Source organism: Arcobacter sp. ISO1, from assembly GCF_058105185.1.
Window position 1 is genome coordinate 1,471,741 of sequence record NZ_CM176573.1, and the last position, 22,657, is coordinate 1,494,397.

General features: G+C 29.3%; 21 protein-coding genes. 15 read left to right on the forward strand and 6 right to left on the reverse strand.

Going from position 1 to position 22,657, the window contains the following annotated elements; all coding sequences use genetic code 11:
* Positions 1-10 precede the first annotated feature (10 nt).
* The 3 genes from AC2TY9_RS07275 to panB are packed head-to-tail and all read right to left on the reverse strand — an operon-like array spanning position 11 to position 2,918.
* Entirely contained in the window at positions 11-1,075 is a 1,065-nt protein-coding gene (locus tag AC2TY9_RS07275) for an AI-2E family transporter (protein ID WP_489780282.1), read from the reverse strand.
* Positions 1,072-2,109 (reverse strand): Holliday junction branch migration DNA helicase RuvB, encoded by a 1,038-nt coding sequence (ruvB, locus tag AC2TY9_RS07280; RefSeq protein WP_489780283.1) that lies wholly within the window; start codon positions 2,107-2,109, stop codon positions 1,072-1,074. The genes AC2TY9_RS07275 and ruvB overlap by 4 nt, the downstream gene beginning before the upstream one ends.
* Positions 2,109-2,918, reverse strand: a complete 810-nt coding sequence (gene panB / locus AC2TY9_RS07285) for a 3-methyl-2-oxobutanoate hydroxymethyltransferase (RefSeq protein WP_489780284.1) — start codon at positions 2,916-2,918, stop codon at positions 2,109-2,111. The genes ruvB and panB overlap by 1 nt, the downstream gene beginning before the upstream one ends.
* A 164-nt stretch (positions 2,919-3,082) precedes the next feature.
* Here panB and trpA point away from each other — a divergent pair, with 164 nt between their 5' ends.
* The 3 genes from trpA to AC2TY9_RS07300 are packed head-to-tail and all read left to right on the forward strand — an operon-like array spanning position 3,083 to position 4,957.
* Positions 3,083-3,823: a tryptophan synthase subunit alpha gene (gene trpA / locus AC2TY9_RS07290; protein WP_489780285.1), complete on the forward strand. Its 741-nt coding sequence runs from the start codon at positions 3,083-3,085 to the stop codon at positions 3,821-3,823.
* A 2-nt stretch (positions 3,824-3,825) separates the two neighbouring features.
* Positions 3,826-4,563, forward strand: a complete 738-nt coding sequence (locus tag AC2TY9_RS07295) for an arginyltransferase (protein ID WP_489780286.1) — start codon at positions 3,826-3,828, stop codon at positions 4,561-4,563.
* Between the two features lie 43 nt (positions 4,564-4,606).
* Entirely contained in the window at positions 4,607-4,957 is a 351-nt protein-coding gene (locus AC2TY9_RS07300) for a hypothetical protein (RefSeq protein ID WP_489780287.1), read from the forward strand.
* Between the two features lie 34 nt (positions 4,958-4,991).
* Here AC2TY9_RS07300 and feoB read toward each other — a convergent pair whose 3' ends face one another.
* Both feoB and AC2TY9_RS07310 read right to left on the reverse strand, forming a co-directional pair.
* The gene (feoB, locus tag AC2TY9_RS07305) at positions 4,992-7,115 is read right to left on the reverse strand and encodes a ferrous iron transport protein B (protein WP_489780288.1); all 2,124 of its coding nucleotides are present in this window, start codon (positions 7,113-7,115) and stop codon (positions 4,992-4,994) included.
* Complete coding sequence (locus AC2TY9_RS07310; RefSeq protein WP_489780289.1) at positions 7,103-7,339, reverse strand: FeoA family protein; 237 nt, start codon at positions 7,337-7,339, stop codon at positions 7,103-7,105. The genes feoB and AC2TY9_RS07310 overlap by 13 nt, the downstream gene beginning before the upstream one ends.
* A 162-nt stretch (positions 7,340-7,501) precedes the next feature.
* Between AC2TY9_RS07310 and AC2TY9_RS07315 the strand changes: the two genes are divergently transcribed.
* The 3 genes from AC2TY9_RS07315 to AC2TY9_RS07325 all read left to right on the forward strand — a co-directional run bounded on the left by AC2TY9_RS07315 (position 7,502) and on the right by AC2TY9_RS07325 (position 11,769).
* On the forward strand, positions 7,502-7,939 hold the full coding sequence (locus AC2TY9_RS07315) for a Fur family transcriptional regulator (RefSeq protein WP_489780290.1): 438 nt from the start codon (positions 7,502-7,504) through the stop codon (positions 7,937-7,939).
* Positions 7,940-8,013: 74 nt separating this feature from the next.
* Entirely contained in the window at positions 8,014-8,928 is a 915-nt protein-coding gene (locus tag AC2TY9_RS07320; protein WP_489780291.1) for a cytochrome-c peroxidase, read from the forward strand.
* Positions 8,929-8,934: 6 nt separating this feature from the next.
* Positions 8,935-11,769 (forward strand): EAL domain-containing protein, encoded by a 2,835-nt coding sequence (locus AC2TY9_RS07325; RefSeq protein WP_489780292.1) that lies wholly within the window; start codon positions 8,935-8,937, stop codon positions 11,767-11,769.
* Between the two features lie 7 nt (positions 11,770-11,776).
* Here AC2TY9_RS07325 and AC2TY9_RS07330 read toward each other — a convergent pair whose 3' ends face one another.
* Positions 11,777-12,076: a hypothetical protein gene (locus AC2TY9_RS07330; RefSeq protein ID WP_489780293.1), complete on the reverse strand. Its 300-nt coding sequence runs from the start codon at positions 12,074-12,076 to the stop codon at positions 11,777-11,779.
* A gap of 151 nt (positions 12,077-12,227) precedes the next feature.
* Here AC2TY9_RS07330 and AC2TY9_RS07335 point away from each other — a divergent pair, with 151 nt between their 5' ends.
* The 9 genes from AC2TY9_RS07335 to eda are packed head-to-tail and all read left to right on the forward strand — an operon-like array spanning position 12,228 to position 22,656.
* Positions 12,228-13,022 carry an HAD-IIB family hydrolase gene (locus AC2TY9_RS07335; RefSeq protein WP_489780294.1) on the forward strand — a complete coding sequence of 265 codons (795 nt, stop codon included), beginning with the start codon at positions 12,228-12,230 and terminating at the stop codon, positions 13,020-13,022.
* Positions 13,015-14,175, forward strand: coding sequence for a glycerate kinase type-2 family protein (locus AC2TY9_RS07340; protein ID WP_489780295.1), 1,161 nt, complete (start codon positions 13,015-13,017; stop codon positions 14,173-14,175). Before AC2TY9_RS07335 ends, AC2TY9_RS07340 begins: the two co-directional genes overlap by 8 nt.
* Positions 14,175-15,386: a glycosyltransferase family protein gene (locus AC2TY9_RS07345; RefSeq protein WP_489780296.1), complete on the forward strand. Its 1,212-nt coding sequence runs from the start codon at positions 14,175-14,177 to the stop codon at positions 15,384-15,386. Before AC2TY9_RS07340 ends, AC2TY9_RS07345 begins: the two co-directional genes overlap by 1 nt.
* Positions 15,386-17,128 (forward strand): alpha-amylase family glycosyl hydrolase, encoded by a 1,743-nt coding sequence (locus tag AC2TY9_RS07350; RefSeq protein ID WP_489780297.1) that lies wholly within the window; start codon positions 15,386-15,388, stop codon positions 17,126-17,128. The genes AC2TY9_RS07345 and AC2TY9_RS07350 overlap by 1 nt, the downstream gene beginning before the upstream one ends.
* An 18-nt stretch (positions 17,129-17,146) precedes the next feature.
* On the forward strand, positions 17,147-18,001 hold the full coding sequence (gene galU, locus AC2TY9_RS07355) for a UTP--glucose-1-phosphate uridylyltransferase GalU (RefSeq protein WP_489780298.1): 855 nt from the start codon (positions 17,147-17,149) through the stop codon (positions 17,999-18,001).
* Positions 18,002-18,058: 57 nt separating this feature from the next.
* Entirely contained in the window at positions 18,059-19,522 is a 1,464-nt protein-coding gene (gene zwf, locus AC2TY9_RS07360; protein WP_489780299.1) for a glucose-6-phosphate dehydrogenase, read from the forward strand.
* Entirely contained in the window at positions 19,515-20,204 is a 690-nt protein-coding gene (gene pgl / locus AC2TY9_RS07365) for a 6-phosphogluconolactonase (protein WP_489780300.1), read from the forward strand. The genes zwf and pgl overlap by 8 nt, the downstream gene beginning before the upstream one ends.
* The gene (gene edd / locus AC2TY9_RS07370; RefSeq protein ID WP_489780301.1) at positions 20,201-22,021 is read left to right on the forward strand and encodes a phosphogluconate dehydratase; all 1,821 of its coding nucleotides are present in this window, start codon (positions 20,201-20,203) and stop codon (positions 22,019-22,021) included. The genes pgl and edd overlap by 4 nt, the downstream gene beginning before the upstream one ends.
* A complete protein-coding gene (eda, locus tag AC2TY9_RS07375; RefSeq protein WP_489780302.1) occupies positions 22,021-22,656 on the forward strand; it encodes a bifunctional 4-hydroxy-2-oxoglutarate aldolase/2-dehydro-3-deoxy-phosphogluconate aldolase in 636 nt (211 codons plus the stop codon). Before edd ends, eda begins: the two co-directional genes overlap by 1 nt.
* Position 22,657: the final 1 nt, after the last annotated feature.

Consider the following 22,657-nt stretch of genomic DNA (forward strand, 5'->3'; position numbering starts at 1 on the left):
TTTTCTATTCCTAACCTTTATTTTCAAGGGTTTGTTCAATACTATAAAAATCGTTACTAAACTTTTTTAGTAATTGTAATAATGAGATAAAGAAAGTCACCATTGCTGGACCAATAATCATTCCCCAAAAACCAAATGTTGAAAGACCAGCTACAATTGAGAAAAATATCAATAATTCATTTACTTTAGTTGGTGTTTTTACAATATTATGATTTATATATTTTATAATAACTGGTTTAATAAATGTATCTGCAATTATAGAAATTACAATAATAGAATATGCAACAATAGCAATGGCACTTGTTATAGTTCCTGCAAAAACCTCATAAATAGCCACAGGAAGCCACATGACAAGGCCTCCAATAACAGGGATTAAAGAAGCAAATCCATACAAAACCCCAAGTAAAATTCCATCATAACCAAAGAAGCCAATAAAAAAGCCAAATAAGAAACCTTCTAAAATAGCTGTTGCCAAAATTGAGTATAATACAACGCTCATTACATTTGATGATTCATAAAATAAAGCATTTGAATCTTCCATTTTAAGAGGAAGAGCTTCTTTAAAATATCTTGCTAAATTTGAGCTATAGAAAGAAAAGAAAAAGAAAAATACCAAAATCATTATCATATCAATAATAAATTTTGCAGAGTTTTTACCTAAATATGCACCTATAGAAAAAAGGTTTTGAATAAATTGAGGAATATCAACTTTTTCTAATATAAGATTTAATTGATCTTTTATAAAATTAAAATCTTCAGGTAAATTTTCAACCCAGTTTTGAGTAACTTTAAAAATTTCAAACAAGGCTTTTTGGTCAATTTTATTAATTAGTGTTGCAAATGAAAAGATACAATACAATACAGGTACAAAAAATATTGCAGTCAAAAATATTGTCATTAAACTTGAACTTAAAAAGTTGTTTGGAATTAACCTTTTAAAATAGATATTCATAGAGTTAGTAGCAACTGCTAATAATAAAGCAACTATCATAGGTTTTATAAATGGCTCAAAAAGCTCGAGCATAAAAAATAGTGTAACGATAGTTAAGGCTACTAAAAAATATTGTGGTTTCAAAATAGTTGACCTTGATTTTCATTTGAATCTAGTTTCTCACTTCCTGGATATGAAAGTCTAAAAAGTTCATATGTTTTAATTGAAGCAACTCTTCCTCTTGCTGTTCTTTCAATAAAACCATTTGCTAAAAGATAAGGTTCAATAGCATCTTCAATTGTTCCTTCATCTTCACTAAGAGCCGCTGCAATAGTTGAAAGCCCCATTGGTTTTCCCTTATTGGAAACAAGAAGTTCAAGGAGATTTAAATCCATTTCATCAAATCCACTATCGTTTACACCTAATTCATCAAGTGCATATTTACATCTTTTTATATGAATACTATCTTCATTCTCAACTTCTGAAAAATCTCTTACTCTTCTTAAAAGTCTTAAAGCAACCCTTGGAGTTCCTCTAGATCTTTTTGAAATCTCTAATGCAGCATCATCTTCACAAAATTTTCCAAGTTTGACTGCTGCTTTTTGGATGATTTTCGCTAACTCTTCATGGTTATAAAATTGCATTCTAAAATGCATTCCAAATCTTTCCCTTAATGGATTACTTAACATTCCTGCTCTTGTCGTAGCCCCAATTAAAGTAAATCTTGGAAGATCAATTTTTACAGTTTGAGCTGCTGGTCCTGAGCCTATTATAATATCAAGTCTATAATCTTCCATCGCTGGATATAGGATTTCTTCAACAGCTGGACTTAATCTATGTATCTCATCAATAAATAAAATATCTCCCTCTTCAAGGTTTGTTAAAATAGCAGCTAAATCTCCACTTTTTTCAATCATAGGTCCAGCAGTAACTTTCATATTTGAACTCATTTCATTAGAAATTAAATATGAAAGTGTAGTTTTACCAAGACCCGGAGGTCCATAAAATAGAATATGGTCTAAGGCTTCATTTCTTTTTTTACTAGCTTGAATAAATACCTTTAGATTTTTTTTAATTTTCTCTTGACCAATATAATCATCCCAAGAGGAAGGACGTAGATTTATTTCAGCATTATCCTCTTCAAAAGATATTTGTTCTACTTCAACAACTCTTTCCATTAGTACTCTTCTTCTTTTGATGGGAAAGAGCTATCTTGAACATCACTTCTATATTGGTTTACAGCTTCTTTTACTAAATTTGCTCCATCTAAATAGTGTCTTACAAATTTTGGTTTAAAACTTTCAAAGAAACCTAACATATCAGACCAAACTAAAACTTGACCATCAGTTACATTCCCAGCACCAATTCCAATTGTTGGGATAGAAACTGCTTGGGTGATTTTTTTAGCCACTTCACTTTTTACACCTTCAATTACAATTGCAAAAGCACCTGCTTGTTCAACTGCAATGGCGTCTCTTATTAGTTGCTCTTCATCATCTTTTGATTTTCCTCTAACTTTATAACCACCTTCACTTCTTACATATTGAGGCATTAAACCAATATGTCCCATTACCGCAATTGAATTTGAAGTAAGATGATTAATTATCTCAGCTCTATCTTCACCACCTTCTATTTTAATGGCAGCGGCACTTGTTTCTTGGTATACTTTAATTGAGTTTCTAAGTGCTTCATCTTTGTTTATGTATGTCCCAAAGGGCATATCTAAAATAACAAAGGCTTTTGGTGCACCTTTACATACAGCAGTAGTATGATAAATCATCTGTTCAAGTGTTGCTGAAAGGGTGTCATTTTCCCCCGCAAAACTCATATTTAAACTATCTCCAACTAAAATCATATCAGCTATCTCTTCAAAAAGTCTTGCAAAAAGTGCATCATAGGCAGTGATCATCGTTAGTTTTTTATTGTTTTTGGCATTTTTTATTTTATTAATATTCATTTTCTCAAAATCATTTTTTATAATGCTCATAAAGCTTCCCTAATTTGTATAAATTTAGGGATATTGTATCAAAATTCTCCTTGTTATTATTTTGTAAAACTTAAAAAATATATTCTAAACATATACTCATATCAAATCAAGATTAATTTCGATAAAATCTTCTTCAAAATGAAATATTTTATAGGATTTAAATTTTGAAAAAATTAGTAGGATATATTACTTCTTCAATTCCTGATAACAACTTTACAGTTGATTTAGCACTTAGTATGAAAGATGCAGGAGTTGATACTTTAGAACTTGGGGTTCCATTTTCAGACCCAGTTGCAGACGGTCCAGTTATTGAAAAAGCAAATCAGATTGCTTTAGAAGCAGGGTTTTCTTTAAAAGATTTATTTGAAGTTACTTCAAAAATTGCACCAAATATGGATATGTTATGGATGGGTTATATGAATCCATTTTTCCATTATGGTATGGAAAACTTTTTAATAAAGGCAAAAGAATATGGGGTTAATGGAATGATTATCCCTGATTTACCTTTTGAAGAGTCATTACTTTTAAATTCATTATTTAAAAAGTATGATAAAGCGAATATTACTTTTGTTGCTCCAACTCATAGTGAAAATAGAATAAAAAAAGTTGTTGAGCATGCTCAAAAATTTATTTATATGGTTGCTTATGCAGGGATTACAGGAAGTGGACAAAAAGAGGATTTAACAACTATAATTGATACAGTGAAAAAATACTCTAATACCCCACTTTATATTGGCTTTGGTGTAGATGAGAAAACTTGTAAAGAGAAGTCAATAGGTGTTGATGGTGTGATTGTGGGAAGTAGTTTTGTTAAGCATTTGATTGATGAAAGTTTATCAAACAATGAAAAAATTAGCAAAATTTGTGAAACTGCAAAAATTATAAAAGAAAAAATAAACGAATAATTATGCATATTTTAGAACGAGATGTAGAGTTTGTAGAAGAGAATAGAGATTGCTCTTATTTTGATGATGAAATTTCAGATATAAGATATAGATATATTCATAAATGCGAACAAGAAGATTATCAAAATATGCTTGAACATGGATGGCGTAGATTTGGTAAAATGCACTTTGTTCCAGAATGTAAAAATTGCACAAAATGTATATCTATGAGAATCGATGTTGAAAATTATAAATTTTCCCGTTCTGAAAAAAGAGTATTTAAAAAGAATTTAGACACAAAAGTTTATATTCAAGCACCATCTTTGACTTTAGATCATTTGAAATTGTATGATAAATACCATCATGAAATGAATAAAAAGAAAAATTGGACATATACTCCAATAGAGCCATCTGAATATGATAGGTCATATGTGCAAGGAAAAGATGAGTTTACAAAAGAGTTTTTGTATGTTCGGGATAAAAAATTAGTTGGAGTTGCCTTAGTCGATATTTTACCTAATGCTATCTCTTCAATTTATTGTTTTTATGACCATGATTACCAAGATTTATCAATTGGTAAATTTTCAATTTTAGCACAAATAAAAATTGCTAAAGAGTTGAAAATTCCATATATTTATTTAGGTTATTGGATAAAAGATCATTTTTCTATGGGATATAAAGAACATTATAAGCCTTTTGAAGTTTTAACAAATAGAGTTTCTTTACAAGAAGAAACTATTTGGAAAAAATATGAACCTTGATACCTTTTATGGTATAATTTTTAAATTTTTTAAGTGAGATAAAATGAAAAGATTACTTTTTAGTTTGTTGTTTTGTGTGTCTTTTGTTTTTGCCGAAGGTGAAGAAAATTTTGTAGATGAAACACAAATGAATAGTGCTGATTGTCTTATCTTACAAGATGAAAACTCAATTATTTGTAAATATCTCCATGAAAGAGCAGAAGAAGATAAAGAGATTATTATTCAATGGATTGACCCTAATGGTGAAATATCTAGGGAAAGACCTATTATAATCCCTGCAGGACATGGATCTATTTATGATTTTAGATATGTCGAAGGTAGAAAAAAAGGTCTTTGGCAATTTAAAGTTATTGAAGGTGATGTTGAAACTACTACAACTTTTTCAATAGAATAAGAGTTTTAAATTTTAAAACTCTTAAAACTATTTTTTAAGCTAGAAAGAAACTAGCTATTTGATAAGTTATAAACGAAAGAATCCATGCCGTGGTTGTTGTAAATACAAAAAGATAAAATAAATACTTCCATCCTCCTGCTTCTCTAGCAAACACCATTGATGCTGCTAAACAAGGTAAATAAATCATTACAAAAACTATAAATGCTAAGGCTGAAGCCATTGGAATATTATTTCTAATCTTTTCAATTAATCCTTTACTATTTTCATCTAATTCTTCACCTAAACCATACAAAATTCCCAATGTTGATACAACAATTTCTTTTGCAGCAAGACCTGTTTCTAGTGCAATTGTCATTTTCCAATCAAAACCAAGGGGCTCAAAAAGTGGTTCTGTAAATTTACCAACTTTTCCTAAATATGAATTTTCAAGATTATATTGAGTTAGAGTATTTTGTAATTCGTATCTTTCCTCTTCAGATGTTGCTAATTCTATTTTTTGGTTTATTTGTTCTTCATACTCTTCATATTTAGGATAGTTTGAAGCAAACCAGATTAATATTGAAGCTGCAAGGATATAAGTACCTGCTTTTTTTAGATACATTAATGCTTGATTTGAAACTGTATGCCAAATAAGTTTTAATGAAGGCATTCTATATTTTGGCATCTCCATTACAAATGGTTCATCTTCACTTTTAAACACAACTATTTTTAAAACTTTTGCAGCGATTAACCCTAAAATAGCTCCTGCTATGTATATAAGGAATAATATATTTCCTGCATTATTTCCAGCAAAAAATGCTCCTGTAAAAAGAACATATATTGGAAGCCTTGCACCACAACTCATAAAACCTATGATAAAAAGAGTAAGTAATCTATCCCTTTCATTTTTCAAGGTTCTTGCAGCCATATATGCTGGAACTGAACAGCCAAAACCAGTAACTAATGGAATAAAAGATTTACCATGTAAACCAAATTTATGAAAGAAACCATCAAGTAAAAAAGCAACTCTACTCATATAACCAGTTGTTTCAAGTAAGGCTATCCCTAAAAATAAAATAACAATATTAGGTAAAAATAAAACAACAGCACCAACCCCTGCAATTGCCCCATCTGCTATAATTGAAGATAGTTGACTATCCCCTAAAATCTCTTTTGTACTATCAATTAAACTAGCAAAAAAAGCATCAATTAAATCCATTGGAATTGAACCAATCTCAAAGGTTAATTGAAAAAGTCCCCACATTAAAAATATAAAAATTGGTAGACCTAAAAATTTATGGATCAGAATTGAGTCAATTTTTTCTGTAAGTGTTTTCTCAACAATCTCTTTTTTCTCTTTTACTGTTTCTGTTACAGCACCTTTTGCAAATGCAAATTTCTCATCTTCAAAAATATCTTCAATATTTTTTGTTCCATAATGTAAATATATATGTTCAAAGGCTTCACTTAAAAGTGGTTGTAACTCAATCCATATAGGTTCATCATGGAATTTTAAGAATGTTTTTTTATCCTCTTTTAATAATTTAATTGCAATCTCTCTATAGTGAATATCACTTCTAAATCTTTTTTCAAATAATAATCTTTTGATGTTATCAATCTCTTCTTCAATAACATCAGAAAAAATTAATTTTGTTTGGAATTTTGGTGATTCATATTTCAATATAATAGTATCAATTAGTTCTTCAATTCCTGATCTATCTTTTGCAGAGGTTTTAACACAAGGTTTACCAATTATTTTACTTAATTGTTTTTCATCTATTATTATTCCCTCATTTTGTGCCTCGTCAGTCATATTTAAAGCCAAAACCATTTTTTTATCTAGTACAAGTAGTTCATTTGTAAGATAAAGGTTTCTTTCTAAGTTAGTGGAATCAAGTACATTTAAAATGATGTCATAAACACCATCTTCCAAATAGTTTTTTGTAACTCTTTCTTCTAGGGTATATTCAGTTAAAGAATAAGAACCTGGTAGGTCAGTAATCTCAAAATAATAATCTTTAAATTCAAATTCTATTTGAGTTTTTTCTACTGTAACACCAGAAAAATTACCAACTTTTAATCTTGAATTGGAAATTGAGTTGATAAGCATTGATTTACCAACATTTGGCTGTCCAACCAAGGCAATTTTTATAGTTTTTTTATTTTTTATATCTCGCATTCTGATTTTTCTACCTCTATTGTATTTGCTTCACTTAATCTTAATGCAATTTTTGTGTTATTTATTCTTATTTCAATTGTATTTTTTGAAATAGTTTGTTCAATCACATAAACAAGAGAATTTCTAGTAATTCCAAAAGAGCTAAATCTTGATTTTAAGACAGAATCTGAATCAATTGAAATAATCTTACCACATTCGCCTTTTTGTAATTCACTTAACTTCATTGGTAGCCTTTACTTATTTTAATAATTATTATCAAGTAATTGTAGTTAAACTTAACTTATACTTCACTTTTAATTTTAATACTAATTATTAAAAACTATAAATATACATTTTTTAATCTATATTTTGTAATAATTATTGATTAGAAAAAAAAAGGTGTAATTATGGTTAAAAGTGAAGAAGTAATTGAAGAACTAAAGAAAATAGTAAAACAAAAAGGTTTAAAATATACAGAACAAAGAGAGGTAGTTTTAAATGTTTTACTTCACGCTGATGATCACTTAACTGCAGAAGAAATTTATAATCTTATCAAAACAAAAAAAACAGATTCAAATATTGGAATAGCTACAGTATATAGAGCTTTAAGTTTCTTAGAAGAAGTAAATTTAATCACTTCAATAACTTTTGGTGCAGATGGGAAAAAATATGAGAGTAATACGAAAGATCATCATGACCATTTAATTTGTACTAATTGCGGTAAAATTGTTGAATTTATGGATGAAGAGATAGAGAAAAGACAAGAAAGAATTGCAAAGAAGAACAAATTTAAAATAACAAGTCATTCAATGCAAATTTATGGTATTTGTGAATCTTGCCAATAACTGAAGTTTATTTTTAATTATTATTTGTCCCAAGCTATGCTATAATAGTTCATTACTAATCGTTGGGACAGCAGATGTATAGACTTTTCTTCATACTTATAATCAATATTATTATTTGTAAAAACTTGCTCGCAGTAAGTATTTTGCCTATACCTCAAACTATTGATATTGATAGAAAAAAAGCACTTTTAGGGAAAGAACTTTTCTTTGATGTAAAACTTTCAATAGATGAAACAATATCTTGTGCAACTTGTCATAATTTAGAAGATGGTGGTGATGATGGACTTCAATTTTCTGTTGGAGTTAAAGGAGCACTTGGTAAATTAAATGCTCCGACAGTTCTAAATTCAGTATTTAACTTCAGACAATTTTGGGATGGCAGGGCAAAAGATTTAAAAGAACAAGCTTTAGGTCCCATTGAAAATCCAATTGAAATGGCCCACAATCTAAATGATTTAGTATACAAACTAAAAAATTCACATTACTACAGTAAGTTTTTTAGTGTATATAAAGATGGCATAACAAAAGATAATATTGTAGATGCTATAGCAGAATTTGAGAAAACACTTATTACTCCAAATTCAAGATTTGATAAATATTTGCTTGGAGATGAGAAAGCTATAACAAAATATGAAAAAGAAGGATTTGAACTGTTTAAAAATAAAGGCTGTATAACATGTCATCATGGAATAAATGTTGGTGGAAATCATTATAATATTTTTGGTGCAGTCGTAGATGTAAAAAATTTTAATTTTGGAAGATATAATATTACAAAAGATGAGGATGATAAGTTTTATTTCAAAGTTCCTACACTTAGAAATATAGAGTTAACAGCTCCATATTTTCATGATGGAAGAGAATATGATTTGAAAAATGCTGTAAAAATTATGGCATTAGTTCAACTAGGTAGACCAATAAATGATGAAGAGATTGATAAAATTACGGCTTTTTTGAAAACCTTAACGGGTAAAATAAAGATAATAAAGTAGTTTTTTGTGATTAAATTTAAAGATTCATTTATAGTTCAACTGCTTTTTTTTAGTGTAGTTGTTGTAGCTTTGTTTTCATATCTTTTCTCTTTAGAAAACAGTAAATCAAGTTATGAAAACTATAAAAACAATCTAAATAAAATGATGATTTCAAATCTTTTTATAAATAACTTTTTAGAGAAAAGAGATAAGTTTATCAATTTTGATACAATAGTTTTTCAAACAAATAAATTTGAAAACTCTTTAGAAAATATTTTAAATAAAGATGTAGAAAAAGAGTTTGGAGAAGAACTTTATTTAAATATTAAAAAAATTAAAGAACTTTTTTTAAAGAAAACAGAATTAGTAGAAAAATTTAAATCTAGACAAGCATCACTTTTAAACTCTTTACATTATATATATGAACTAAATCATGTTTTGCCTGAAAATATAAAAGAAGAAAAGAAAAATCTTTTTGAGGAAATCACTTTTTTAATAATGCAAGAGTTTATCAAAATTGATAAAAATGAAAAAGATATAACTAATCTAATAAACAAATTAGAAGAAGAAAATAGAAACCATTTAACTCACAAAGACCAACTTTTTATAATACATGCAAAAAAGTTTATAGAAAATCTTAATTTTTTAGAGAAGTTAAGAGTGGAAATATATGATTTAAAATTATTAGATAATATCCAAAAATCACAATTAAATTTAGAAAAAATTTACAATGAGAAATTAAAAAATCAATTTTTAATTGCCTTTATTTTCTTTATTTTAATTATCATAATTTTGTATTTAATGTATAAACAGCATATAAAAGCTAAAAAAGTTAAAAATGAATTAGCTGCATTTAAATATGCCGTTGAAAATAGTGATAATTCAATTGTATTAACAGATGCAAAGAAAAATATTTTATATGTTAATGATAATTTTGAAAAAATCACTGGGTATTTAAAAGATGATGTTTTTGGTCAAACTCCACATGTTTTAGGTTCAGGTGATACACCTCAAGATGTTTATGATGATTTAAATAGAAAGCTTGAACGTGGTGATAAATGGGAAGGTGAATTTGTAAATAAGAAAAAAGATGGCACTTTATTTTACGAAAAAGCTTCCATTGTTCCAATTAAAATTGATGAAAAAATCACAAATTATCTGGCTATAAAACTTGATATTACTGAATATATAGAACAAAGCGAAGAGTTAAAACTTTCAGCTGCAATTTTTGAAAATATCAAAGAGGGTATTTTAATATGTGGTGCTGATAAAAAAATATTAACAGTAAATAGAAGTTTTGAATCAATTTTGGGATATTCAAAGAATGAATTAATTGGAGAAAAACCAAGCTTATTTAAATCTGGTTTTCATGATTTTATTTTTTATAAAAAGATGTGGCAAGACTTAAAAGAGAAGGGTTCGTGGAGAGGAAAAATTTATGATAAGAAAAAGTCAGGGGAGATGATTCCTATTTGGCTTAATATCTCTGCAATTAAGAATAATAATGGAGAAATATCAAGATACGTAGCTGTTCATACAAGTTTACAAGAGATAATTAAATCTCAGAAAAAAGCTGAATTTTTGGCTTATCATGATAGTTTAACCTCTTTACCAAATAGACTAAAACTAGAATCAGATCTAGAATATACCATTAATATTGCCACTAGAAATGAGCTTGAAATTTTTGTTTTATTTATTGATTTAGATAGATTTAAAATAATCAATGACACCTTAGGTCATGGAATTGGTGATGAGTTATTAAAAGTTGTTGCAAATAGAATAAAATCTGTTTTAAGAGAAACTGATATTCTTGCTAGAATGGGTGGTGATGAGTTTATTGTAGTATTAGATACTTCTAGAAATAAAAAAGGCTCAGGTTTTGTTTGTGAAAAGATATTAAATATCATTAAAGAACCTATTGTCATAGAAGGAAATAATCTAAATACAACTGCAAGTATTGGTGTTGCAGTTTTCCCTGAAGATGGGAGAGATATCACTTCACTTATTAAAAATGCAGATACAGCTATGTATTATGCTAAAAAACTAGGAAAAAACAATTACCAATTTTATGACGAAAAACTTTCACTTGATGTTCATGCCCAACTTAAAATTGAACAATCATTAAAATCTGCTATTTCTAATAATGAATTTTATTTAAATTATCAACCTCAATATAACTTAGAAACTAAAAAGGTGACTTCTTTTGAGGCTTTAGTTAGATGGCAAAGTAAAGACTTAGGTTATGTAAGACCTGATAAATTCATTCCAATAGCAGAAGATAATGGTATGATCTATGATATTGGGAAATTTGTGTTTGAACAAGCTTGTGAAGATTTTGTTGAATTTAAAAAAGTAAATAAAAGATTAAAATATATAGCTATAAATATCTCAAGTGTTCAGTTCAAAGATAAAAATTTTGTTAATGATATTTTTTATATTGTTTGTAAATATAATTTAAAACCAAGTGAGATTGAATTAGAGGTAACAGAACGATATGTTATGGAGTATTCTCAAAGTAATTTAAGTACTATGGATGAATTAAGAGATTTAGGTTTTAGATTTTCTATTGATGATTTTGGAACAGGTTACTCATCAATGGGGTATTTAACTAAATTTCCAATTGATATTATAAAAGTTGATAAATCATTTGTTGATGGAACTCCAGATGATAACAATAATGTTCAAATAGTAAAAGCAATAGTTGTTTTATCAAAAAGTTTAGGTTTTAGTGTAGTTGCTGAAGGTATAGAATATAAAGAGCAAGAAAATTTTTTACAATCTATAAATTGTGATTTTGGACAAGGTTATCTTTTCTCAAAACCATTAAGCTTTAAAGATACTTTAATGATTTTGGAAAAGTAATACTAAATTATTTGTTTCTATTAGGTAGATATTTAAAAAAGAAAAAAATCACTACTAACATTGCAATAACAATTGCAATCGCAGAAAAACTTATCTCCACTTCAGGACTTGTTCCCCTTTGATAGTTTCTTGGTACAAATAAAGACATACTAGATAAGAACATAAATGAAGCTGTTGTTACAGCAATCAAATGTGTAAATACCATGTGAAATCTTTCTTTATAAAAATCTTTTACAATCTTCCATGTTAAAAATGATGCAGTTAGTACAATAATAAGTACAATAATCATCTGTGTTTGTGAATCCATAATTCTCCCTTTTGTGATAATGTAATTTTATTGAAAGAAAGTTAAAACTTTATAAATATTTTTTTTACAAGTTTGTAACTAATTAATATATTGTATATAAAATATATAGACAAAATATATACTTATGTTTATAAAATGATATACTTTATACATGAAAACAGTAATATTTACAGATTTAGATGGAACTTTTTTAAATCATGATGATTATTCTTTTGATTCTTCAAAGGATTCCCTTAAATTAATCAACGAAAAAAAAATTCCATTATTATTCACCACAAGTAAAACTAGAGTTGAGGTGGAATTACTTCAGCAAAAAGTTGGGATAAATGAACCTTTTATTGTTGAAAATGGTGCTGCAATATTTTTCCCAAAAGATTATCAAAATTTTGACCTTTCCTTTTTAGATGAGTATCATGGTTACTATATTTTACAACTTGGACTTAAATACAAACAAGTACTAAACTTTTATAATAAATATAAAAGTGAGTTTGGTTTAATAGGTTTTTCAGATATGAGTATAAATGATATAGTAAAACATACAGGTTTAAGTATAGATGATGCAAAGCTTTCAAAACAAAGAGATTTTACTGAGCCTTTTTTATTGGAAGATAAAGCAAAATTAAAAAATTTAAAAAATCTTGCACTTACATATAATATTAAAATTACAGAAGGTGGTAGGTTTTATCATTTAATTGGTGAATTTCAAGATAAAGGTATTGCAGTTAAAAAAGCAAAAAAGATTTTTGAAAGAATTTATGATGATGATATAAAGACAATTGGTTTAGGTGATGGACCAAATGATATTGTTATGTTTGAAAATGTTGATATTCCTATAGTTATCAAAAACCATAAAGGTAAATATGTTGAAGCTAAAGTTGAAAATATTCAAAAATCAGAATTTAAAGGCTCAAAAGGCTGGAATGAGATGGTGTTAAAAAATGTCTAAGAAAAATTTAGAAAAAATCTATTTTAAAGCATTAAATAAGGTAAAAGCTAAGTCTATAATTAAAGATAATATCTCTTTAGAAAAAAATATATTAACAATTTCTAATGAGAAAGTGGATTTGAAAAAATTTAATAATCTTTATATTTTTGGAGTTGGTAAGGCAGCTTTTTCCATGGCAAAAGAGTGTGAAGATATAATTGGGAAAAAAATAAAGGGTGGATTTATTGTCTCAACTTCCCAAGGGAATTTAACTTATTTAGATCACTTTACATCAACACACCCTAATGTAACAACAAAAAGTCAAGAAGCTGCGAGTAAATTGATTGATAATGTAAAGAAAATAAAAAAAGATGACTATTTTATATTCTTACTTTCAGGTGGAGCTTCGGCTATGATTGAAAAACCTATTTTAGGGCTTAGTTTAGAAGATTTTATAAAAGCCTCTTCTTCTTTATTAACATCAGGAATTGATATAAAAGCATTAAATACAATCAGAAAGTCTATTTCACAAGTAAAAGGTGGAAAGTTAGCTAATTATATTAAGGCCAATGGGAAAGTATTAGTTTTAAGTGATGTAATTGGGGATGATTTAAATATTATAGGTTCTGCTCCAATGAATAATGGAAAATTTCAACACTCTTTAGTTGGAAATAATAAAATTGCATTAAATGAAGCAAAAAAGTTTTGTAAAAAAGATTATGAAAAAGTAGAAATAGTCACTACAACATTAGCCTACCCTTCAAAAAAAGCCTCAAAGTTTGTAACTAAATTGATAAAAGAATATGATAAAAAGTATTCTAGTTTTGTTTTGTTGTTTGGTGGGGAAACAACAACAGTAGTTAAATCAGGTGGAGGATATGGTGGAAGAAACCAAGAACTTGCTTTAAGATTGCTACTTGAAAATGTAGTAAATGAAGATATTTCAATTTTGTGTGCAGGAAGTGATGGTATTGATGGACGCTCCGATGCAAATGGGGCATTTGTAACTTTCAAAACTATTGAAAAGATGAATGAAATGAAATTAAATCCAAAAGAGTTTTTAGAAAATAGTGATTCTAATACATTTTTTAAAAAACTTGGTTTTGATTTTGTAACAGGAATTACCGGTACAAATGTGATGGATTTTATAATAATAGAGAAAAAGGGGAGATAATGGCAGATTTTTTTCAAAATGGGGTGATTACAACTTTACAAAATCTTGGTGATAGGCCAATAGAAGATATTGAAAAAGAGTTAGAAGATTTTGGTTCAAGAAGAAAAATGGTTTTATTATTACCAGCACTTTACTCAGAGTTTGAGACTCCTGCAATGGGAAAGATAATTGAAGAGTTAAAAAGTGTTAACTATTTATATAAAATTATACTTGGACTTGATAAAGCTACACAAGAGCAGTTTGAAGAGGTAAAAGAGTTAATGTCTGTCTTACCTTGTAAAGTAGATGTATTATGGAATGATGGACCAAGGATAAAAGAACTTTATAAAGATTTAACAGCAGAAGGTTTCCCTGGACTTGATACTCCTGGTAAAGGAAGAAATGTATGGACTATGATAGGTTATGGTATGGCAGATAAAGATGCTTATGCCTTTGCCTTACACGATTGTGATATTGTAAATTATAGTAGAGAGATTCCAGCTAGACTTTTTTATCCAATTATACACCCAGCTTTAGATTTCGAATTTAACAAAGGTTATTATTCAAGGGTTACAGATAAACTTCATGGAAGAGCTACAAGGTTACTTTATACACCATTAATTAACGCACTTACAAAAGTTTATGGTTCAAATAGATATTTAGATTATATGGAAAGTTTTAGGTATTCATTATCAGGAGAATTTTCTTTTATTAGAAGTCTTGGAAGAGGAATTGGTATCTCACCTACATGGGGTTTAGAGGTTTCAACACTAAGTGAAGTTTATAAAAATACTTCAAATAAAAGAATATGCCAAACAGAGATAATGGAAACCTATGAACATAAACACCAAGAGTTAGGAAGTGTTGACAGTGGTGGTGGAATTTATAAAATGGCAAATGATATTGCGAAAACTATATTTAGAGTTTTAGCCCAAGAGGGAATTGTTTTTTCAGAAGCTTCATTTAAAACCCTTTTGGCAACATATTTCCAAGAATCAAGATTTGAAATTTCAAAATACAATGCCTTAAGTAAATTAAATGGGCTTGAATATAACAGAGAAAAAGAGATTAAAGCTGTTGAGGCTTTCCAAGTTGCAATTAAAGAAGCAGCCCAAGAGTTTTATGAAGACCCTATGGGGATACCCTCATTATCTTCTTGGATTACAGTAAGGTCTGTAATGTCAGATTTCTCTTACAAGTTTTCAGAATATGTAAGAAAGGATAATGAGTAATGAAACATATCTCCGACCCAAATCATATAATAAATAAAAGAATTAATAGACTTTATCCTGAAGAGATAGCTGAAAAAGCAGTCCATAGTATTATTGATTTGGTTTTTAAATATAAATCAAGAATTAAATCCCATGAATACCACCTAAGTGAAAAAGATATTATTTTGATTACCTATGGTGATCAAGTAAATAGAGAGTGTGAGCCCTCTTTACAAACATTAAAAGAGTTTATGGATAATCATTTAAAAGGTTTTGTAAATTCTGTTCATATTTTACCTTTTTATCCATATTCTAGTGATGATGGTTTTTCTGTTGTAAATTATAATGAAGTAGATCCACATATGGGATCTTGGAGAGAGATTGAACAATTAGGTGCTGATTATAGAGTTATGGTTGATGGAGTAATTAACCACATTTCTCAATTTTCAGATTGGTTTAAAGCTTTTCTTTCTGGGGATAGATATTTTCAAGATTTTTTTATTGAGGTTGACCCATCACTTGATTTAAGCGAAGTTGTAAGGCCTAGAGCAACTCCAGTTCTAAGTGAATTTATAGATGACGAAGGGAAACTAAGACATGTTTGGACTACTTTTAGTAAAGACCAAGTTGATTTAAACTACAAAAATCATAGAGTGTTAAGAAATGTTCTTGATGCACTTTTTTATTATATTGAAAAAGGTGCAACATTAATTAGACTTGATGCTATTGCCTTTGTATGGAAAGATATTGGAACCCAATGTGTTCACTTACCACAAACCCATGAATTAATTCAATTAATTAGAGAGGTTCTTCACGAAGTTGCACCTGAGGTGATTATTATCACCGAAACAAATGTACCACACAATGAGAATGTATCATATTTTGGAAGTGGTGCAGATGAAGCCCAAATGGTTTATAACTTTGCTTTACCTCCTCTTTTAGTTCATTCAATTCAAAATGGAAATACAGAGACTTTGACTTCTTGGGCAAAAACTTTAACTTTACCTAGTGATAAAGTTTGTTTCTTTAACTTTACAGCAAGTCATGATGGTATTGGTATGAGACCAATAAAAGGTATTTTAAGTGATGATGAACTTTATGCTATGGTTGACAAGGTAAAAGAGCATGGAGGTTTAGTTTCATATAGAGCAGAATCAGATGGATCTCAGACACCTTATGAATTAAACTGTTCATATATTGATGCTTTAACACATCCAGATGAAGATGACCAAATAAGATTTAAAAGAATGCTTTTAGCTCAAGCAACTGTATTAGTTATGCCAGGTGTTCCTGGGGTATATTTTCATTCTCTAGTTGGTTCAAGAAACTACCATGATGGGGTAAAACACTCAGGTAGTAATAGAACTATAAATAGGGAAAAATATAACTTTGATTGGCTTGAGCAGGAACTTTCTACACAAGGAACACTTGCAAAAAGAATGCTAGATTCTTATAAAAGGTTAATATCAATAAGAATTAATGAAAAATCATTTAATCCTTTTGGGGATTTTGAATTTTTAGATTTAGATAAAAGATTATTTGTCATTGACCAAATAGCTAGGGACAACAAAGAAAGAATATTAGCAATTCATAACTTTTCAAATGAAGAGGTGACTGTTGCAGTTCCTGAAAATATAACTTCACCATTGTGTGATATTTTATCAGCAAATTGTAACCAATATGAATGTGATGATTGTAAATCTAGACGTGAAATAACACTTGAACCATATCAAATGATGTGGCTTAAGGGTGAAATTAAATAAATAAAAGGGAAAAGAAAAATGAGTAAAAAAACAAACGAAATTACAAAATGCCTGTTTCCAGCAGCAGGATATGGGACAAGGTTTTTGCCAGCAACAAAAGCAATGCCAAAAGAGATGCTTCCAATATTGACAAAACCATTAATCCAATATGGAGTAGAAGAAGCGATGGAAGCTGGATGTAATATTATGGCAACAATTACTGGACGAGGTAAAAGAGCAATTACAGATCACTTTGATATTTCATATGAACTAGAACATCAAATTCAAGGAAGCTCTAAAGAAGATCTTTTAAAAGATATTAGAAAGATTATGGAAACTTGTACCTTTACTTATACTAGACAAAATGAAATGAAAGGTTTAGGTGATGCAATCTATAAAGGTAATGTTTTAGTAGGATTCCAAAATCCTTTTGCAGTAATCCTTGCAGATGACCTTTGTGTAAACCCAGATGGTGATGGTATTTTAAAACAAATGGTTGATTTATATAATAAATATAAATGTTGTATCGTAGCTTGTATGGAAGTGCCTAAAGATCAAGTACATAAATATGGTGTAATTGAAGGTAAACCTATGGAAGATGGAGTGTTTATGGTATCAAATATGGTAGAAAAACCAGATAATGATAAAGCACCATCTAATCTAGCAGTAATAGGAAGATATATCTTAACTCCAGAGATCTTTGAAGTGATAGAAAAAACAAAACCAGGTAAGAATGGTGAACTTCAAATAACAGATTCACTTTGTGAACAAGCAAAAAAAGGTATGGTATTAGCCTATAAGTTCAAAGGGAAAAGATTTGATTGTGGTTCTGTAGAAGGTTTTGTGGAAGCTACTAATTATTTTTATGAATTGGATAAAAAACAGAAAAAATAATAATCTAATTGTAATACTTATAAAGTATAATATATAAAAAACATAAAGAAGTATACAATGAACACTAAAGACAACTTATGCGATTTTATTTTATTTGGAGGGCATGGTGACTTAGCTTTTAGAAAGCTAATGCCTGCCCTTTTTCATTTATGTAAAGATGAGTATCTAGCCGGTGATAGTAGAGTTATTACTGTTTCTAGAAGAGATATGAACAATTTTCAACATATTGAATTAGTAAAAGAAAAACTGATTGAATTTTTACCAAAAAAAAGTTTTACTGAAGAGGATTTTGAAAGATTCAAAAAAAAGTTACATATAGTAACTATTGATTTTTGTACTAATGAAGGGTATGACAAACTAAAAGAGATACTTGATGAATTCCCTGACCGAGATAGGGTAAACTATTTGTCTACTTCACCAAACTATTTTGGTGGAATTTGTAAGTTTTTATCACATAATAACTTGATTACTGAAAACTCAAGGGTAGTTTTAGAAAAACCACTTGGAAGAGACCTAGAATCATCTCAAGCAATTAATAAAACAGTTTTAAAATATTTTGAAGAGAATCAAATCTATAGGATTGATCATTATTTAGGTAAAGATACAGTTCAAAATATTATGGCTCTTAGATTTTCAAATAGATTATTTGTTCATCTTTGGAGTTCAAATCATATTGACCATGTTCAAATTACAGTTGCAGAAAGTGTAGGAGCTGAAGGAAGATGGGGTTATTATGATGAGTATGGTGCAATGAGAGATATGATTCAAAACCATTTATTGCAATTATTATGTCTAATTGGAATGGAACCACCATGTTCACTTGATGCAAATGATATTAGGGATGAAAAAGTAAAAGTTTTAAAAACATTAAGACCAATCTCTCCCCATGAAATAGCTACAAAAACTGTTAGGGCTCAATATACTGCTGGTTCATCTATAGGAGAATCAGTTCCTGGATATTTAGATGGAGATATAAAAGAGAGTAATACAGAAACCTATGCAGCAGTAAGAGTTGATATAGATAATTGGAGATGGAATGGAGTTCCATTTTATATAAGAAGTGGAAAAAGGATGCAAAAACGAAATTCAGAGGTTGTAATACAGTTTAAAACTATGCCCCACTCAATTTTTGAAAAAAACAATCATTCTCCACTTGTTGATAATAAACTTGTAATAAAGCTTCAACCTGAAGAATCAATCGAATTAAGACTTATGAATAAAATCCCAGGTCTTAGTGAAACTATGCAACTTCAAGAGGTAAATCTTGAACTTAATGCACCACATACTCATAAAAGAAAATCAGATGCCTATGAAAGACTTATCTTAGATGTAATTAGAGCAAATGCAACATTATTTATGAGACTTGATGAAGTTGAAGCTGCATGGAGATGGGCTGATCCTATTCTAGAAGGTTGGGAACAAAATTTAGTTCAAATGAAAAAATATACAGCAGGAACTGACGGTCCAACAGCTGCAGTTCAAATGATTGCTCAAGATGGAAGAAGTTGGAACGATGACTAATTTAAAAAAATTTGACAAAAAAGAGGAACTTTTAGAGGAATTAAGTTCAGATATAATTGAGCTATTACAAGATGAAATCGAAGAAAAAGGAAAGGCTAGTTTACTAGTTTCAGGAGGTTCTACCCCAAAACCACTTTTTCAAAAACTTTCAAATATGGATATTCCTTGGGAAAAAGTAACTATTTCTCTTGTTGATGATAGATGGTTAGAGCCAACACATAAAGATAGTAATGAACTACTTGTAAAAGAGAATTTAATACAAAATTATGCTTCAAAGGCTAAATTTGTAGGAATGTATATTGAAGGGAAGAGTGCATATGAGAGTGATGAAGATTGTTCATTAACTTATGAAGATAGTGTATTCCCTTTTGATGTTATTATTTTAGGTATGGGAGGTGACTCTCACACAGCATCACTTTTCCCTAATAATGAGAAATTAAAAGAAGCATACGATTTAAAAAATGAAAATCTATGTATTTCTATAAAACCAGATACTGCACCATATGATAGAATGAGTTTGACTCTAGGTGCAATTTTAAGTGCTAAAAATATCATTCTTCATATTGAAGGGGAAGAAAAACTAAAAGTATATGAAGAAGCCTTAAACTCAAAGGATATTTTTAATACTCCAATTAGTGCTGTGTTAAACAATGAAAGATTAATAGAGGTTTATCACACATGAATGAAATAGTAAAAAATGTAACAAAGAATATAATAAATCGTTCTAAGAAAAGTAGAGAAATCTATTTAGATAGAGTAAAAAAAGCAAAAAAACAAACAGTTAATAGAAAAACTTTAGGTTGTAGTAATATTGCCCATGCAATGGCACCTATGAATAGTGAAGAGAAAAATGTAATGACAGGTGAAATTGCACCAAATATGGCAATTATTACAGCATATAATGATATGCTTTCAGCCCATGAACCATATTCAGTCTATCCCGCACTTTTAAAAAGAGAACTTTTTAATAATGGTGCAACTGCACAAGTAGCAGGAGCAGTTCCAGCTATGTGTGATGGAGTTACTCAATCTCAGCCAGGAATGGAGTTATCACTTTTTTCTAGGGATAATATTGCAATGGGTACAGCTATAGGAATGAGTCATAATGTTTATGATGGAGCTTTTTATTTAGGAGTTTGTGACAAAATTGTTCCAGGTCTTTTAATAGGCGCATTACAATTTGGTCATTTGCCTTCAATATTTGTTCCAGCAGGACCGATGCCTTCAGGTATTTCAAATTCTCAAAAAGCAAAAGTTAGACAAGAGTTTGCCCAAGGTAAAGTTGATGAAAAAGCTTTACTTGAAGTTGAATCCAAATCATACCATAGTAGTGGTACTTGTACCTTTTATGGGACTGCAAACTCAAATCAGATGCTTTTAGAGATGATGGGATTACAACTTCCAAACTCCTCTTTTGTAAATACAAACACACCACTTCGTGATGCCCTTACTAGAAAAGCTGCTCAAACCTTAGTTAAACTAAAAAAAGAGGGTAAAACTATTGGTGAAATGATAGATGAAAAATCTTTTGTAAATGCAATCATAGGACTTATGGCAACAGGAGGTTCTTCAAATCATACAATCCACTTAATAGCTATGGCAAAGGCAGCTGGTATTGTTCTAACATGGGATGATTTTGATGAACTTTCAAAAGTAATTCCTCTTTTATGTAAAATGTATCCAAATGGAAGTGCAGATGTAAATCATTTTAGAGATGCAGGTGGGATGTCTGTAGTTATTTCACAGCTTATAGATGCTGGATTAGTTCATAATGATGTTGAAACTGTAGTTGGCTTTGGTTTAGAAAACTTTGTAGTTGAACCAAAACTAGATAGTGATGAAGTTATTTTTGAAGAAGGGCCTAAGGTTTCAAGGGATGAAAACATTGTTTCAACTGTACAAAAACCATTTTTCAATGAGGGTGGAATAAAACTTCTAAAAGGAAATGTTGGAAGAAGTGTTATTAAAACTTCAGCATTAAAAAATGAGCATATGGTAATAGAAGCTCCTGCAATTGTCTTTAACTCTCAAGATGAGCTTCAAATAGCATTTAAAGCTGGAGAGCTTGAAAAAGATTTTATTGCAGTTGTACGTTATCAAGGTCCAAAATCAAATGGTATGCCTGAACTTCATGGTCTGATGCCTCCACTTGGAAGTTTACAAGATAGAGGTTTTAAAGTTGCAATTTTAACAGATGGAAGAATGTCAGGGGCTTCAGGAAAAGTTCCTTCGGCTATTCATCTAACACCAGAAGCTAGTGACGGAGGAGTTATTGCTAAAATTAATACAGGAGATTTAATCAAGTTTGATGTTGAAAATGGTGAAGTTAGTGTAATTGTTGACACAATTGAGCTTGAAAATAGAGAGATTGAACTACCTGATGTAAGTTCAAATGTTCATGGCTTTGGTAGGGAACTATTCTCTACTATTAGAGCAAGTGTTGGTAGTGCAGAAGAGGGTGCTACTATTTTTGATTTAGTTGGAGAGGAGAGAGCCTAGTGGAAACAAAGATGAAAGCAAAAGATATAATGGGTATTTCCCCAATAGTTCCAGTAATTGCAATAGATGATGAGAAAGATGCACTACCACTTGCACGTGCTTTAAGTGCAGGGGGTGTAAATGTGATGGAAATCACACTTAGAACACCTGCTGGACTAAAAGCGGTTGAGATTATTAGTAAAGAGATGCCTTCTATGAATGTTGGTACAGGAACGGTTTGTAACGAAGAAGATATTATAGCCTCAAAAAAAGTAGGAGCAAAGTTTGCTTTTTCCCCTGGAATTTCACAAGAGTTAATAGATGCAGCAAAAAAACATGAGATTACTTTAATACCAGGAGTTGCAACTGCAAGTGAAGTGATGCTAGCACAAAATAATGGAATCTTTTACTGTAAACTTTTCCCTGCAACAATTGCAGGTGGAGTAGGTATTTTAAAAGCTTTTAGTGGTCCATTTTCAAAAATGAATTTTTGTCCAACAGGTGGAGTAAAATTAGAAAATTTAAATGAATTTTTAACTTTGAAAAATGTTATGTGTGCTGGTGGAACATGGTTTGTTCCTAAAGATGCAATAACTAATAATGATTTTGATAAAATAACAAAACTATGTATTGAAGCACTAGATTCAATAGACTAAA

Coding starts and splice junctions, on each gene's coding strand:
- AC2TY9_RS07350 (WP_489780297.1), top strand. CDS start 15,386: ATGAAACATATCTCCGACCCAAATCATATAATAAATAAAAGAATTAAT.
- panB (WP_489780284.1), bottom strand. CDS start 2,918: ATGAGCATTATAAAAAATGATTTTGAGAAAATGAATATTAATAAAATA.
- galU (WP_489780298.1), top strand. CDS start 17,147: ATGAGTAAAAAAACAAACGAAATTACAAAATGCCTGTTTCCAGCAGCA.
- ruvB (WP_489780283.1), bottom strand. CDS start 2,109: ATGGAAAGAGTTGTTGAAGTAGAACAAATATCTTTTGAAGAGGATAAT.
- AC2TY9_RS07310 (WP_489780289.1), bottom strand. CDS start 7,339: ATGAAGTTAAGTGAATTACAAAAAGGCGAATGTGGTAAGATTATTTCA.
- AC2TY9_RS07315 (WP_489780290.1), top strand. CDS start 7,502: ATGGTTAAAAGTGAAGAAGTAATTGAAGAACTAAAGAAAATAGTAAAA.
- edd (WP_489780301.1), top strand. CDS start 20,201: ATGAATGAAATAGTAAAAAATGTAACAAAGAATATAATAAATCGTTCT.
- AC2TY9_RS07345 (WP_489780296.1), top strand. CDS start 14,175: ATGGCAGATTTTTTTCAAAATGGGGTGATTACAACTTTACAAAATCTT.
- pgl (WP_489780300.1), top strand. CDS start 19,515: ATGACTAATTTAAAAAAATTTGACAAAAAAGAGGAACTTTTAGAGGAA.
- AC2TY9_RS07295 (WP_489780286.1), top strand. CDS start 3,826: ATGCATATTTTAGAACGAGATGTAGAGTTTGTAGAAGAGAATAGAGAT.
- AC2TY9_RS07335 (WP_489780294.1), top strand. CDS start 12,228: ATGAAAACAGTAATATTTACAGATTTAGATGGAACTTTTTTAAATCAT.
- zwf (WP_489780299.1), top strand. CDS start 18,059: ATGAACACTAAAGACAACTTATGCGATTTTATTTTATTTGGAGGGCAT.
- AC2TY9_RS07330 (WP_489780293.1), bottom strand. CDS start 12,076: ATGGATTCACAAACACAGATGATTATTGTACTTATTATTGTACTAACT.
- feoB (WP_489780288.1), bottom strand. CDS start 7,115: ATGCGAGATATAAAAAATAAAAAAACTATAAAAATTGCCTTGGTTGGA.
- AC2TY9_RS07320 (WP_489780291.1), top strand. CDS start 8,014: ATGTATAGACTTTTCTTCATACTTATAATCAATATTATTATTTGTAAA.
- AC2TY9_RS07300 (WP_489780287.1), top strand. CDS start 4,607: ATGAAAAGATTACTTTTTAGTTTGTTGTTTTGTGTGTCTTTTGTTTTT.
- AC2TY9_RS07340 (WP_489780295.1), top strand. CDS start 13,015: ATGTCTAAGAAAAATTTAGAAAAAATCTATTTTAAAGCATTAAATAAG.